General features: G+C 60.2%; 12 protein-coding genes and 1 pseudogene. 2 read left to right on the forward strand and 11 right to left on the reverse strand.

Going from position 1 to position 14,913, the window contains the following annotated elements; genetic code table 11:
- Positions 1 to 196: 196 nt before the first annotated feature.
- The 9 genes and pseudogenes from C5L12_RS03950 to C5L12_RS03985 form a co-directional block, all read right to left on the reverse strand.
- A complete protein-coding gene (locus C5L12_RS03950) occupies positions 197 to 1,729 on the reverse strand; it encodes an ABC transporter substrate-binding protein (RefSeq protein ID WP_245422755.1) in 1,533 nt (510 codons plus the stop codon).
- 50 nt (positions 1,730 to 1,779) lie between these two features.
- Positions 1,780 to 2,619, reverse strand: a complete 840-nt coding sequence (locus tag C5L12_RS03955; RefSeq protein WP_105370738.1) for an ABC transporter permease — start codon at positions 2,617 to 2,619, stop codon at positions 1,780 to 1,782.
- On the reverse strand, positions 2,616 to 3,593 hold the full coding sequence (locus C5L12_RS03960) for an ABC transporter permease (protein ID WP_105370739.1): 978 nt from the start codon (positions 3,591 to 3,593) through the stop codon (positions 2,616 to 2,618). Before C5L12_RS03960 ends, C5L12_RS03955 begins: the two co-directional genes overlap by 4 nt.
- Positions 3,590 to 3,724, reverse strand: a complete 135-nt coding sequence (locus tag C5L12_RS28680) for an ABC transporter ATP-binding protein (RefSeq protein WP_245422756.1) — start codon at positions 3,722 to 3,724, stop codon at positions 3,590 to 3,592. Before C5L12_RS28680 ends, C5L12_RS03960 begins: the two co-directional genes overlap by 4 nt.
- Before the next feature lie 107 nt (positions 3,725 to 3,831).
- Positions 3,832 to 5,292 (reverse strand): annotated as a pseudogene (locus C5L12_RS03965) (dipeptide ABC transporter ATP-binding protein); the annotation flags it as partial.
- An 11-nt stretch (positions 5,293 to 5,303) separates the two neighbouring features.
- On the reverse strand, positions 5,304 to 6,197 hold the full coding sequence (locus C5L12_RS03970) for a fructoselysine 6-kinase (RefSeq protein WP_105370740.1): 894 nt from the start codon (positions 6,195 to 6,197) through the stop codon (positions 5,304 to 5,306).
- A 123-nt stretch (positions 6,198 to 6,320) separates the two neighbouring features.
- A complete protein-coding gene (locus C5L12_RS03975; protein WP_157948984.1) occupies positions 6,321 to 7,367 on the reverse strand; it encodes an SIS domain-containing protein in 1,047 nt (348 codons plus the stop codon).
- A 23-nt stretch (positions 7,368 to 7,390) separates the two neighbouring features.
- Positions 7,391 to 9,001 carry a hydantoinase B/oxoprolinase family protein gene (locus tag C5L12_RS03980; protein ID WP_105370742.1) on the reverse strand — a complete coding sequence of 537 codons (1,611 nt, stop codon included), beginning with the start codon at positions 8,999 to 9,001 and terminating at the stop codon, positions 7,391 to 7,393.
- Positions 9,001 to 11,046, reverse strand: coding sequence for a hydantoinase/oxoprolinase family protein (locus C5L12_RS03985; protein WP_105370743.1), 2,046 nt, complete (start codon positions 11,044 to 11,046; stop codon positions 9,001 to 9,003). The genes C5L12_RS03980 and C5L12_RS03985 overlap by 1 nt, the downstream gene beginning before the upstream one ends.
- 147 nt (positions 11,047 to 11,193) lie before the next feature.
- Here C5L12_RS03985 and C5L12_RS03990 point away from each other — a divergent pair, with 147 nt between their 5' ends.
- Positions 11,194 to 12,096, forward strand: a complete 903-nt coding sequence (locus tag C5L12_RS03990) for a LysR family transcriptional regulator (protein WP_105370744.1) — start codon at positions 11,194 to 11,196, stop codon at positions 12,094 to 12,096.
- Positions 12,097 to 12,223: 127 nt separating this feature from the next.
- Here the strand turns inward: C5L12_RS03990 and C5L12_RS03995 are convergent, their stop codons facing one another.
- Together C5L12_RS03995 and C5L12_RS04000 are read right to left on the reverse strand one after the other, a co-directional pair.
- On the reverse strand, positions 12,224 to 12,958 hold the full coding sequence (locus C5L12_RS03995) for an SDR family oxidoreductase (protein ID WP_105370745.1): 735 nt from the start codon (positions 12,956 to 12,958) through the stop codon (positions 12,224 to 12,226).
- On the reverse strand, positions 12,955 to 14,106 hold the full coding sequence (locus C5L12_RS04000) for a mandelate racemase/muconate lactonizing enzyme family protein (protein WP_105370746.1): 1,152 nt from the start codon (positions 14,104 to 14,106) through the stop codon (positions 12,955 to 12,957). Before C5L12_RS04000 ends, C5L12_RS03995 begins: the two co-directional genes overlap by 4 nt.
- A gap of 132 nt (positions 14,107 to 14,238) precedes the next feature.
- On the opposite strand from C5L12_RS04000, the gene C5L12_RS04005 reads away from it, so the two are divergent.
- Entirely contained in the window at positions 14,239 to 14,874 is a 636-nt protein-coding gene (locus tag C5L12_RS04005; protein ID WP_105370747.1) for a GntR family transcriptional regulator, read from the forward strand.
- Positions 14,875 to 14,913 lie beyond the last annotated feature (39 nt).

Consider the following 14,913-nt stretch of genomic DNA (forward strand, 5'->3'; position numbering starts at 1 on the left):
AGGTTCGATCCACGCTTCCTCCCCACGGTCGGTCGCCCTTCCGCAGTTGCGCTTCACTTCGCTCGCCATGACCAGCTTACGGTGGGACTTCCACCCACAAGAATGCGCCCATGCTGGGCGCACAACATATAAGAGCGGGATTAGACATCCCGCTCCTGGTGCTATCGATAGGATCTGAAAATGAACGTTCTCCGGATCACTCCAGTTCGACATTCTCGACGGTAATGCCGGATTGGAACGTGAGAAAACCTGGGATGTTGGTAAAGCCCTTGACCTTCTTGCTGAGCCCAAAACTTTGGTCGCGCCACATCAGATAAACGAACGGCGATTGTTCGAGAGCACGATCCACGAACTGGCCGTAGATCTTCTCGCGCTCGCCGGCGTCGAGCGTGACACGTCCCTTATCGAGAAGGTCGTTGATCACTGTGTCATTGAAGTAGGCGGAGTTGTTAAGCCGTACCAGCTGCTGGCCACCATAGAAGAAGTTGCTGAGCCAATCGGGGTCCGCAATGTCCCCGGCAGTACCTGCAACCAGGAAGTCATAGTCGCCGGCATTGTTCTTGGCGATACGGCCCGACCAGTCGGGAAGATCGAGCCTCGCGTTGATGCCGATCTTGGCAAGCTCGGCCTGCACAGCGATCGCGGTGTTGTTGTGGAAGCCATATTGCGAGGTGGAGAGCAGCCGGGCTTCGAAACCGTTCGGATAACCTGCCTTGGCGAGCAGTTCCTTGGCCTTTGCGATGTCATACTTGAAGAAGTTCGCCTTTTCCTTCGAATACCCCATGTAACCTTCCGGGATCGCGATGCCGAACAGCGGAGTACCGCGGCCGTTGAAGGCGGTGTTGATCACGGTTGCACGGTCGATCGCATAGGAAATCGCCTGCCGCACTTCCGGCTTCGAGAATGGTTCGAACTTGGTGTTGAACTGCAGCATCATGAACGGGCCGGTGGTACTGGCCAGCTTCAGGTCCGAGCTGCCCTCGATCGAGCCGGCATCCTTCCAAGGAACGTAGTCGATGATATCGACGTCGCCGGACTTCAGCGCATTCACCCGGGTATTTTCATCGCCGTAGAAGACATAGTGAATGTCATCGAGATGCGGCTTGCCCTTCTTGTAGTAGCCGTCGAACTTCTCGACCGTCAGCTCGCGGCCGCGCTCCCAGTTGACGAACTTGAAGGGGCCTGCTCCAACCGGCGCGGCGTTCGGATCGGTACCATGCGCCTCGATCCAGGCCGCCGGGATGATCGCCGATTCCGGGAGCGCCAGATAGTGGACCAACGGCACGAACGGCTTGGAGAGCACCAGCTTCACCGTCTTGGGGTCCGGCGTCTCGATCGATTGAATGACGCCGAGTTCGTTTCTATAAGTCGCCTTGCTGTCCTTGGCGGTCATGCGCTCGATGGACGCCTTGACGTCCGCCGAGGTGACCGGAGAGCCGTCATGGAACTTCGCGTCGCGCAGCTTGAGCGTATAGTGGAGTGCATCAGGGGCGACGTTGTAGCTCTCGGCGAGTTCGAGCGAGAGCTTGCCGTCGGCGCCGTAGTTGAAGAGGCCGCGATGGATCGCAAGCCGGATGGTTCGCGCCGGCGTGCCAGCGTTGATGGTGCTTTCCAGCGTCGACGGCTCGCCGGAAATACCGAAATAGAGAGTACCGCCATCGGCCAGCGCCTGCTGAGCGAAGGCACTATATGACAGGGCCAAGACGAGCCCGAAGATCTTCCTTTTCATGCTGTACCCCTTCTTTGATTGTGGTTGTCGATGCGAAATTGCCATGTCCGTTACTCCTCCCTGAGGCGTGGATCGAGAATGTCGCGCAGGCGGTCGCCCACCACGTTGATGGCAAGCACCGTCAGGGCGAGAAGAAGGGACGGCCAGATCACATACATTGGGTTCTGGCCGAGATAGCCGCGCGCGGTTCCGATCATCTGGCCCCAGGAAGGTTCTGGCGGCACGATGCCGAGGCCGAGGAAGCTCAGGCCAGATTCCAGAAGGATGGCGGCGGCGACCGTCAACGTCGCCTGGACCACCAGCGGCGACAGGATGTTCGGCAGGATGGCGGTGAAGACGACGCGGCGGGCTGAGGCGCCCATCGCGTGTTCAGCCTCCATGAACTCCATGCGCGAGACCTGCAGCGTTGCGGCGTGCGCGACGCGGGCGAAATGCGGGATGTAGAGAACACCAATGACGACGGCGAGACTGAAGATCCCGCTTTCCCAGAACCCGACCGCCAAGAGTGCCAGAAGGATGGGCGGAAAGCTCAGCATGATATCTACGCTGCGCATGATGAGGAATGCGATTAGCGGCCGGCCATAGGCGCCCGCGATGCCGATCATGGTTCCGAAAATCCCGGCGATAACCGTCGCGCCGATCGCCACCAGCAGGGTCGGCTGGACCCCGATCAGCAGGCGGCTTAGCAGATCGCGGCCGAATTCGTCGGTGCCCAGCCAGTGGGCTGCGGAACTGCTCTGATTGACCGTCTGCGGATTGAGCAGAAACGGGTCCTGCGGGGCCAACCAGTTGCCGAAGACACCAATGAAAATGACTGCGACAAGCAGGACGATGCTGGCAAGGAAGGAAGGCTGGTTGCGGGACGCGCGAAGAATTGCCTCGGGGATCACGAGCGTTTCCTCCGGATACGCGGGTCAAGCAGGCTGTAGAGCAGCTCCACCACCAGGTTGATCAGGATGAAGGCGGCCGCGATCGCCAGCATCGCCCCCTGTACCAGAGGATAGTTGCGCGCCGATACCGCCCCGACGAGCAGCGTGCTGAGGCCAGGCCAGTTGAACATGGCCTCGACGAGAACCGTGCCGCCCATGAGGTTGCCGAGCTGCAGGCCGATGATCGTGACGATCGGGATCGCGGCATTGCGCAGCACGTGCTGCCAGATGATCCGCCGTTCAGGCATCCCCTTGGCACGTAGCGCGCGGACGAAATCGCGGCCGAGGATTTCCAGCATGGAGGAGCGCGTCATGCGGGCGATCGACGCTGCCAAGCCGAAGCCCAAAGCGAGGGCCGGCAGGGCCAGCTTGCGGAAATGCTCCAGCATGTTGCGCGATATATCCGTATAGCCGCTTGCCGGAAGCCAGCCGAGCTTCAAGCTGAAGAACAACACCAGCAGCGTGCCCATGATATAAACCGGCACCGATATGCCGATCGTCGCGATCGAAGTCAGCACCGTATCGCGCGTGCTGCCCCGCTTGAGTGCGGCTGCGATGCCGAGCGGAACGCCGATGAGTGCGGCAATGATGATCGCCGCAAATGCGAGCTCGAGCGTGCGCGGCAGGTTCTGCATCACGTAATTGGCAACCGGATAACCATTGGTCAGCGACTTGCCGAAATCGAGATGCAGGGCGTTCCAGAGCCAGACGAAATATTGGGACAGCACCGGCTGGTCGAGGCCAAGCTGGCTGCGCATCGAGGCGATCGCCTCCGGCGATGGATTGCTGTCGGCACCGAGCAGCAAAAGCACGGGGTCGCCCGGCATGATGTACATGACGGAGAAGATCAGGGTGGCGACGACGAGAAGCTGGACGATGGCCGTCAGGAGCTTTCGCGCAACAAGGAGCAGAGCCCCTGCGATCGACGCGTTCATGTGGCCACCTTTCCGCCGCGCATCGAACCGACGGTCGGCACGGCATCCAGCAAGATGCGGGTATAGGGCTCCCTAGGATTGCCGAAGATCTCGGCGGCAGATCCGTATTCCACGATCCTGCCCTTCTGCATGACCGCGACCGTGTCACTGACATGTTCGACAACCGAAAGGTCGTGGGAGAGAAGAGGTAGGTCAGTTCGAACTCCGCCTGCAGGTCTTTGAGCAGGTTCAGCACCTGTGCCTGGACGGAGACGTCGAGTGCGGAGACGGCTTCATCGCAGATGACGAGCGACGGGTTGAGGGCAAGCGCCCGGGCGATGGCAATTCTCTGCCGCTGCCCGCCCGAGAATTCATGCGGATATTTCTGGGCCGCCGTGGCGGACAGGCCAACGGCTTCGAGCAGCGAGAGGACCCGTCTCCGGCGCTTTATCGCATCACCGTCGGCGAAGATCACCATCGGCGCCTCGATGAGCTGGGCGACCGTCTGGCGTGGGTTGAGCGAACCGTAGGGATTCTGGAAGACCATGGCGATCTCGCGCCGGAAAGGCCGCATCTCCTTGTCCGAAAGCGCTGCAATGTCCTCGCCCTTGAACAGGATCTGGCCGGAATCGGGCTTGTAGAGCCTGATGACAGCACGAGAAAGCGTGCTCTTGCCGCAACCGGATTCGCCGACGAGGCCAAGCGTCGTGCGGGGTGCGACCGACAGGCTGACGCGATCAACGGCGCGCATCTCGACCGGCATGGCGAGAGGCGAAGGTTTTACCCAGTAGGACTTGCAGAGATCACGGATCTCGAGAAGCGGGCGATCACCTTCAGGCGGGACCGGCCCGGCGGATGTCGGTCGGGGGCGCGGCTCGGGCCGGACACTGCGCACTCTTCCGGACGGATCGCGCTCGATCACCGGCAGCCGTTCAGCCTCGCGGCCAAGCGACGGCATGGAATCGATCAGCGCCCTGGAGTAATCGCTTTGGGGGGCGGCAAAGAGATCGGCGGTCGACGCCTCCTCCATCTTGTCGCCGGCATACATGACCACGACGCGGTCGGCGACTTCGTAGATGACGCCGAGATCGTGGGTGATCAGCAGGATCGCCGCGCCGACTTCCTCGTTCAGTTCGCGGAGCAGTTCGAGCACCTGCTTCTGCACCGTGACGTCGAGCGCAGTGGTGGGTTCGTCGGCGATGATGATGCGCGGCCGGCAAGCGACTGCCATGGCGATCATGATGCGCTGGCACTGGCCGCCGGACAGTTCGTGCGGATAGGAACGCATGGCGCGATCGGGATCGGGGATCAGGACTTTTTCCAGCAGTTCGCGTGCCTTCCGGCGTGCATTCGCGCGTCCGATGGGCTCATGCAGAAGGATCGCTTCGGCGATCTGGTCGCCGCAGGTGAAGATTGGATCGAGCGACGCCATCGGATCCTGGAAGATCATGGCGATATGGCGCCCACGCAGCTTGCGCAGGTCCCCCGGCGGCAGCTTCAGGATATCGATCCCGTCTACCAGGACCTCGCCGCTGGTGACCACCGCGTTGGGCGGAAGAAGGCCCATCACGCCAAGCGACGTGATCGTCTTGCCGCTGCCGCTTTCTCCGACCAGTCCGAGGATTGCTCCCGGCTCGATCGTGAAATCGATATTGCGCACAGCGGACTTTAGCCCGGTGCTGGTCTTGAAGGCGATCGAGAGGTTTCTGACTTCGAGCATTTAGCCTCCTCTCAGACCTGTTCGTTGGCGGTGATGGGAGCCGCATGGCCGAATGCGCCGTCGATCCCGCAGATTTCGGCTGCAAATTGGCGGCCCTTTTCCATGGCAATCGCAATGGCGTCTGCGGAAGGCCGGTTGCCGCGCGTCCAGCCTGCCGCGAGCAGCGACAGCAGTGTTGCCGTGATGAACGCGTCGCCGGCGCCGAGCGTATCGACGACATTGGCGGGTTTTGGCAAGACGGAAATGAAGTCGACGCCGTTATAGGCCGTGGCGCCTTCCGGTCCAAAGGTCGCCAGAGCCAGACTGCAGCCGTTGGAAACGGCTTGTCGCAAGGCTTCAAGACCGCGCTCGCAACCGATGTCGCCTGCCGAAAATGCCGCGAAATCAATATGTGGCGTGACCGGCCCTATCAGTTCGTCCACCTGCCACCGATAGGAAAAGTCATAGGATAGTAACGCACTTGCGTTCCTCAAGGCCGCTAGGTGCAGATTGAGATGGCTATAGCAGCTCGTGTGCACGAGCCGGAAACCGGCGATATAGTCGAGATCGGTTTGGCTCGGCGTGAAGGGATTTTCCCGGGCAACGCCGCCCCTGTTGGAAAACACGAACTCGCGGTTTCCATCAACGACGCGCACGTCCGCATGGCCGTTCTCGCCGTCTACAATCCGGCAGAGTGTTGTTGGAATGGCCAATTCTTCGAGAGTGGAGCGCACGTGGCGACCGGCCGCATCCGTGCCGAACGTGCCGAGAAAGGCCGCGTCCGCGCCGAGCATCCTGGCGTAGACTGAAAAATTGAGAGCATTGCCGCCCGGGTACATCTTACCCGCATTTAGGTAGCGGTCGACGACATTGTCGCCCAGTCCAAGGACTTTGAAGCTCGAATATGTCCTGTCAGGCGTCATCATTCCCCGACCGCCTTTCTGTAATGCGAGGCCGAGACGGATAAGACATCCGCCGATCGCGCAGCCCGACCCGGGGCGAAATTCTCACGCCCGAATAAAGGGTTATGTCGGCGGATGTCTTCGTCATCAGTAATCGACTTTCCACATGTAGCGACGAACGCTGAGCGGATGCTCGCGCAGGACCGAAAGCGTATGGGCGAACCAGTACCAAGTGACGCCTATCACGAAAGGCGACAGCAGCGGCGAGACATCCCCATAGCGGCCGGCATCGAAGGTGATGATCTTGTCCGTGACGCGGCGGGTGAACTTCAGCGCCCGCTGGTCGATCTTGCGGTTCTCGCCATTGTCCATCAGGAAGACATAGGCCATCTCCGGGTCGGCGACCTCGAACGGACCGTGGCGGAATTCGCCCGAATGGATGTCGGAGGCGTCGAGCCACAGCATCTCGTTGAAGATGCAGATCGAATACTGGTAATTCAGCGCCGACAGGATGCCGCTCGAAAGGACGTAGTAGATGTTCTCGTCCTTGTAGCGGCGGGCGAGTTCCATGCCCCGCTCGCGCTCGGCATTCTTGATGTCGTGCAGCTTGGCAGGCATCGCCTCGAGATCGGCAATGAGCTGGGCGCCGACCGGATTGCCGAGGCGCTTCAGGAAATGGGCGGCGAAGAGATAGGCGATCATCGTCTTCGGCATGCCCGGCAATTCCTTGCTGTAGGGCAGCAGGTAGTCGCAGATCCTCGCTAGGCCGCTGTCATGACCGGAGGTCAGCGCCACGGTGATGGCGCCGGTGGTCTTCGCCCAACGGGCCGCGACGACGGTATCCTCGGTCTCGCCGTTATGGGATGTGAGGAGCACGACAGCCTTTTCGTTGACGGGTTTCGGACGTCGCGTTTCGAGTTCCGTCGAGTTGATGCGCTCGATCCTGAGGTCGCAATATTTGTCGAGGATGTATTTGACCGGCTCGATATAGGAATTCGAGCCGCCGGCACCGACGAGATAGATAGAGTCGATCTGGCGCGACGAGAAGATTTCATCGACCAGCTTTTTGGCAACCGGGTTGCCGTCGCGGAAGGTCATCTCCAGGACGCCCTTCAGATAGTCCCCTTCGAGGTAGTTGGGGTTCGGAGCGGACTTGATCTGTTCGTCGCTCGGCGTCAGGTTTTCGAGAGCCATGTTATTCATTCTCCAAAGGGAATTCAGGAAGCACGGCCGAAGCCGCCGCCGCCCGGCGTTTGCAGGAACAGGCTGTCCCCGCGGTTCATCAGGATGTTGGTGATCGAGATGTCGTATTCCTTGACCGTCCCGTCGGCACTCGCGAATTTTAGCCGGGCGACCTCGCCCGGGCCGCCGCCGAAAACGCCGTCAGCCGGAGTGCGCAGACCTTCGCAGGAGGCATTTGCCCGGACCCCGTCCGTCATCGCGACCACCTCGCGGACGATGCCCATGCCGCCCGTCGTCTGGCCTTCGCCACCCGAGCCGGTGGCGAGCGCATAACGGCGCACCATCAGCGGATATTCGATTTCGAGCGCTTCGGCCGGCAGGTTCGAGGTGTTGGTGATATGCACCTGAATGCCGTTCATGCCGTCATGCTCAAGGCTTGCGCCCGCACCGCCGCCGACGGTTTCGAGGTAGACGAAACTGCCTTCGCGCGTCTTGTGCGGGCCGAAGAAGATCATCGTCGCATTCATGTCGGCCGAGGAGGCAAACACCTTTTCCCTCGGCAGAACATCGGCGAAAGCCTGGAAGATGGCGCGGACGACACGCTGGCAACTGGTCGAGCGAATACCGACCGCGGCCGGGAATCTCGGACGCACCAGCGTGCCCTCTTCCGCAACGATCGTCACGGGAAGCGCCATGCCCTCGTTCGGCGGCAGAGCCGGATCGAGCAGCGCCTTGATCGTGTAGTAACAGGTGGCGTCGAGGGCAGTCTTGGGAATGTTGACCGCACCTCGCGCCTGAATGTCGGTGCCGGTGAAATCGAAGGTGATGCCATCACCTTCCACCTTTATGGCGACCTGGATGCGGCAAGGATCGAATCCTACGCCATCGCCATCGATGAGGGCTTCCCCCCTGTAGGTGCCATCCGGAAGATCGCCGATGCGCTTGCGCAGCCGGCTTTCCGAATAGGCGATCAGGTCGTCGATCGCCTTTTCGACGGTGGCGATGCCGAACTGATCGGCGAGCGCCACCAGCTTGCGCTGGCCGATCGCATTGGTGGCGATCTGCACCTTGAGGTCGAGAATACGTTCCAGCGGATCACGACTGTTGGTGCTGATAAGCTTGACGATCTGCTCGTCCAGCATGCCCTCACGGGCGATTTTCAGCACCGGAATGCGGATCCCTTCGGCGAAGATGCTGGTTTGGCTGGGATCGCAGGAGCCGGGAACGCCGCCGCCGACATCCGAATGATGGCCGAGGTTGGCGGCGAAGAAGCAGAGCCGGCCTTCGTAGAAAACAGGTGTCAGGATCGAGATATCAGGCGTGTGCGAACCGCCGGCGAGATAAGGGTCGTTACAGATGAATGCATCGCCCGGCTTGATGTCCTCGAGCCTGTAGTTTTCGAGCACCGCCGCGACGCCGCCCTGCAACGAGCCGAGATGCACCGGGATATGCGACGCCTGGACGATCAGACGGCCACGGCCATCGAAGAGGCCAACTGAGCAATCCTTTCGTTCCTTGATATTGGTCGAGAAGGACGAGCGCACCAGGCTCAACCCCATTTCGTCGGTAATCGACATGAACCGGTTGGAGTAGACCTCCATTTCGATGGGGTCGAATTCGCGGGGTGGTTTGACGTGCTGCTGCATCACGCACGGTCCTTCACAAAGCTGAGAATGATGTTGCCATAGGCATCGACGACGCCGGATTGGCCGGGAACCACGTAGGTCGTGGAGGTGAGCTCCTCGACGATCGCAGGGCCTGAGAAAGTCTCTCCCTGCGGCATGGCCGAACGCTTGTAGACCGGCACGGTCTGCCATCCGGCCTGCGGATCGATATAGACCTCGCGCTCGCCGACTATGGCGTCCTTCATGGAGCCTGCAGCGCCCTCGACCATCTGGAGCGGTCCGCCGGCGTGGCCGATCGCCTGGACGCGCAGGTTGACGATCTCGACTGGGTGATTTTCGAGCGCATAACCATAAACGACGCGGTGCGCTTCGGCGAAACGATCAGTGAAATCTTCCGCAGTTGATAGAATGCCCTCGACGCGGATTTCGTGGTTCTGGCCGGCATAACGAGCTTCCGCGATATGCTGAAGCGCACGTTTCTCATCAGGTATGGTTTCTGCCTCCAGCCATTCCCTCGCCTGCACTTGCAGGCCTTCGACCGCCGACGTGATGTCGGGCCAGGCATCATCCTCGACCCGCTTGATCTGTGTGGAGACGAAATCGCACGTCACATCGGACAGCAGCACGCCGCGGGCGCACATCGTGCCAGGGGATTCCGGGATGATGACGGTATTCAGCCCGGTCTCTGCGGCCACCAACGAAGAATGCAGCGGACCAGCGCCGCCGAACGCCATCAGCGCGAAGGACTTGAGGTCATGGCCCCTGTCCATGGACACAGCACGTATCGCGCGGGCCATGTTGGCGACGGCGATGCGGATGATACCCCAGGCCGTATCCTCGACGGAACGGCCGATCCTTTCGGCCACCGCGCCGACGGCCTTGAGGGCGGCTTCGCGGTCGACCGGCATGGCGCCGTCGAGCAAGGCCACCGGATTGAGCCGCTGCAGCACGATATTGGCGTCGGAGATCGTTGCGTCCGTTCCGCCCTTGCCGTAGGCGGCGGGTCCCGGAACTGCGGCGGCACTCTGTGGACCGACCTTCAGGCCGCCGGCATCGTCCAGCCAGGCGATCGAACCACCGCCGGCACCGATGACATGCACGTCAACCATCGGGCAGCGAATGGAATAACCGGCGACGTCGCGGTCGGTGGAATAGGCCGGCCTGCCGCCGGCGATCAATGCGACGTCAGTCGAGGTGCCGCCGACATCATAGGTGATGACATCGAGGAAGGACGCAGCTTTGCCCACCAGTGACGCCCCGACGACCCCGGCTGCCGGACCGGAAAGGCAGGTGCGAACCGGATAGTTGCGCGCCGTCTCGGTCGACATCAGTCCACCGTTCGAATGAATGGTATAGGGCTTTGCTTCGACGCCCGCCTTGCGCGACCGGGCCATGAAACGTTCGAGATATCCATCCATGCGTGGCATGAGATAGGCATTCATGACCGTGGTGGAGATACGCTCGTATTCGCGGAACTCCGGCAGAACATCGCTCGACAGAGAAATGAAGACGGCCGGCAGATGCTGGCGAATGATCACGGCCGCGCGTTGTTCGTGAGCCGGGTTGCGGTAGGAATGAAGGAAGCCGATCGCGACCGCTTCCACGCCTTCTTCCTTAAAACGCCTGGCAGCAGCTTCAACACCAGCCTCATCCAGCGGCACGATGACTTCACCGTCAGGACCGAGACGCTCGGAAACTTCAAGACGCAGCGGGCGCACGACCAGCGGATCGGGCTTGCGAACGCTCATGTCGAAGAGGTCGGGACGGGTCTGGCGGCCGATCTCCAGCACGTCGCGGAAGCCTTCGGTGGTCAGCAGGCCGGTCTTGCCGCCACGACGCTCAATGACCATGTTGGTCGCGACCGTGGTGCCATGACCGAAATGCACGACGTCGGACGACCGAAGCCCACGTTCACCGAAATCTGCAATGCCAATCTCAATGGCTTCCGACGGATCATGCGGCGTCGATGACACCTTGAAGTGCCGCATGCTCCCCGTTTCGTCGTCGAGGACCGTAAAGTCCGTGAAGGTGCCGCCGACATCGATGCCGACCCTGATATTGCCCATGATGCTCTGGTCTTCTGCATTGTGGCTGCGGCTTCACGCCGACGCCTTGCCTGTCATGGACATGATCTAAAATCCGCTAGCGCATCTTGTAAAATTCAATTATTCGAGCTTTCCATTCCAAAATGGAATGTCACGGAGGCGCGGGTCATGCGACGGATCAAGCTTAGACATCTCGACACACTGGCCGCCTTTATGAAGACGGGCTCGGTAACTGAGGCAGCGCTGGTGCTCCACACCACCCAGCCGAATGCCAGCAAGTCCCTGAAGCAGCTGGAGGATTTTGCAGGTGTGAGGCTCTTTGAACGGAGTGCGGGAAGGCTGCGTCCGACGCCGGAGGCCGAACTCCTTTTCTCGCATGCCACGCGCCTGATGGAAGAGTTGACGGTTTTCGAAAGCCTGTCGCTTGACCTCACCGCCATGGCCCAAGGCTATGTGAATATCGGCATCCTGTCGGCCTTCAGCACAGCCCTCATCCCGATGGCGGTCGAGCGTTTCAACAACCTCTATCCCGGCATTCAGGTCCAGGTCGACCTGCTCGATTCCGACAAGATCCACTCCTATGTCAGCCGCGGGAACTACGACTTTGGACTGGTGCACCATCCCGAACACGAACCCGACCTGATGACGCAGACGCTGAAGACCTCCTCAATGGTTTGTATCATGCCGCCCGACCACATGCTCGCCCAGCATCGTATCATTCTGGCGAGTGACATTGCCGATCAGCCATTTGTAACCTATCCCCGCTCGGTGCCTTTCGGCGCGGCGATCTTCCGATCGCTGTCCGACGAGGGAGTGCGGCCGTCGAATACTCTGATTTCCAATCAAAGCCAGCTCATCCGGCGGCTGGTAGAGCGGGGCCGAGGTGTGGCCCTCGTCGACCAGTTCTCTGTATGGGACGCGAACGAACTGGACCACATTGTCGTCCGTCAGTTCGAGCCGCGAATTCCCGTATCCGTCGGTATGATCTTGCCCAAACGCAGGCCACTGTCGCTCGCCGCGCAGACATTCGTAAGCACCCTAAAGGGCGTGCTCCAACAGGACCCAACTTAGTAGGTGTTCGGTCGCCTTGAACCGATACGAACCTGCAACCCGCCGGCCGGCTTCTCCTGACCCAGCTCACCAACGCGCATCAGTTTCGTTGTTCGCCAAACTGTTTAAATTGCGTCGAAAAGGAGGGTCAGATCGTCCAGCCACCATCAATCGCGAAGGCTTGTCCGGTCGTGTAAGTCGCCCCGGCGATGTAGACCGCGAGATCGGCGATTTCCTCTGCCGCTCCCAAACGGCCCTGAGGCTGACGCGCAATGAAGTTTGCAAGAGCATTGTCGTAGTCACCCGTGGCCTGAAGCCTCTGATGAAGGGACGGACTATCAACGGTACCCGGGCAAATGGCATTGCACCGTATCCCCTGCGCCACGTAGTCGGCGGCGATCGACTTGGTCATGCCGATGACAGCGGCCTTGGTCGTTCCGTAGGCGAAGCGGTTCGGGACGCCTTTGATGCTGGATGCAACAGACGCCATGTTGATGATACAGCCCGATTTCGCATTGATCATGCCGGGCAGAACCGCGCGGGTGGTGCGCACCATCGCTTTCACGTTCAGCTCGAACGCAAAGTCCAGATCACCCTCAGCCATATCCAGTACCGATCCATCGTGCACGATCCCGGCGCAATTGAAGAGAACATCCACCCGGCCAATATCGCCGATGGCGGCCGCAACCGCGCCACTATCGAGAACATCAAGCACGCTTGCCCGGATACCGGGGATACCGTTCAGTTGCTGGATGAGGTCTGGGTTGATATCGGTCGCATGAACTTTTGCGCCGACGGACGCAAACGCCAGCGCCGTTGCTCGTCCAATTCCCTGTGCAGCGGCGGTAACGAAAACAGTCCTCCCATCGAGTTTTCCGCTCATGCGACGCCTCCGAAGACCGGAAGGCGAGGATTGGCCGGTGCGGCGCCGAGCTCCCCTCGCTCCAGGCGCTTTGGACGAGCCCATTTCTCGCGCGCACTATTGGAAAGCACGAGACCATGGCCAGGCCTGTCGGGCGCATAGGCATATCCGTCCCGAATCTCGATAGGCCGTTCCACCAGATGGTCAAAGTTCTGGAATGAATATTCCAGCCATTCGACCTCCGGCAGCGCCACGGCCATATGCACGCCTACCTCAAGGAATGTGTTTCCGATGGTGACAGGAATCCCGAGCTCGGCAGCAAGCCAGCCGATGCGCATCACATCCGTGACGAAGGCATGGACGTTGAGAATGTCTGCACCAAACGCTTCCAGCAGGAGCCGCTTGCCATGAACGTCAAGATATTCGCCGGAATTGATTTGTGTCCAGCTTACGGCATGGCGAAGGGTGCGTAGCCCTTCATAGTCATGACGAAGGATCGGATCCTCCACCCAAAGCAACTCGTGGCCGGCAGCCCGGATTGCCTCGAGCTTCATCAAGGCTTCCTTGGAATTCCAGGCCTCATTTGGATCGATCATCACCTTGGATCCGGCTGGCACGCATGACTTGAGAAGTTCCAGGCGTCGCATGTCCCGCGCGAAATCCGTGTGACCGACCTTAATCTTGAAGGCTTCATAACCCTGCGAGGCGGCATATCTGAATAGTTTTACAAAATCATCGTCGCTCAGGTGGAAGTCGAGGCCTGAGGCATAGGCTCGAACCCGGTTTCGGCGACTTCCCAGCAGCACATGCAGGGGCAATCCTGCTTCCTTTGCGGCAAGATCCCACAGCGCAACCTGGATGGCCTCGCCGAAAGGCAGTGAAAACGCCCGTTGATTTCCGCCGCGCGGGCGGTTCACGCGATGGACGAGAGCGATCGCTTTCTGTCCTGCCAGCCCCGGCCAAACTTCCCGCTCAAAGATGCTCTCGATTTCCGCCTGATCCGGCAGAGCCGTGAACAGCGTCTGGATAAAGCCGAGACCGACTTCGCCGCTTTCTGAAATCAGCTCCAGTGCGGCGACGTTGGTGTCATCCGCACGAACCTGGCTATCGCCAATTACCCTGTCGCGGGCGAACTGAAAACGCGTTATACGGAAATGAGAAAGTGTCATCACGGTTGCCCTCTGATCGATTATAATCGATGTCTGATCTATCAGGTGCTTACCGCTAGCAAATGAACGGAGTAGCCGCAAGTGGCGCTAAAGGCAAAACCGAGCAACGATCAATCCCCCGCGACGCAACGCATGAGCGACGTCGCTTATGATCGAATCCTTGAAGGTCTCTTTGATCGTCGCGTTCCGGTTGGCGCATTCATCTCGCAAAACGAGCTGTCCGCAATCGTCAATGTACCTGTCGCACCGTTGCGCGACGCCTTGCGGATGCTGGAGGCAGAGGGGATCCTGACGATCCATCCAAGGTCAGGCATCCAGTTCGTCCGTCCAGGAATGGAGCTGACGCGTTCGACATACCAGTTTCGCATCATCATCGAACGCGCGGCCGTACGGGTTTTCGCCGAAGAAGGCGACGAACATCTCATGGCAATGCTGGAAGTGCGCCATTCCCGGCTGGCCCGCGCCACCGAGAAAGGCATCCTTACGTCCGAAATGCTGGAAGAACTCGACGCTCTGGAGATCGAACTGCACAGCAGTATCATTCGGGCGTTACGCAATCCCCTCATCGAGACAACATACCGCCGCATGCATAATTACCTGCGTCTCTTGAGACTGGACCGAAAGCTGACGCCCCCGATCATCCGGCGCACGATCGGCGAGCATCTGGACATTCTCGAGGCCTGCAGCAAACGCAATGCCGATGCGGCGGAAGCAGCCTTGGTTGCCCATTTCCAAGCTGCAGTTCAAAGAAACCTCGGCCTAATCTGATACAGTCGCCGCAGGTCAAAGCAGCAGTTGCGCCTGCAT

It is taken from the genome of Neorhizobium huautlense (genome assembly GCF_002968575.1).
Lineage (GTDB): Bacteria > Pseudomonadota > Alphaproteobacteria > Rhizobiales > Rhizobiaceae > Neorhizobium > Neorhizobium huautlense.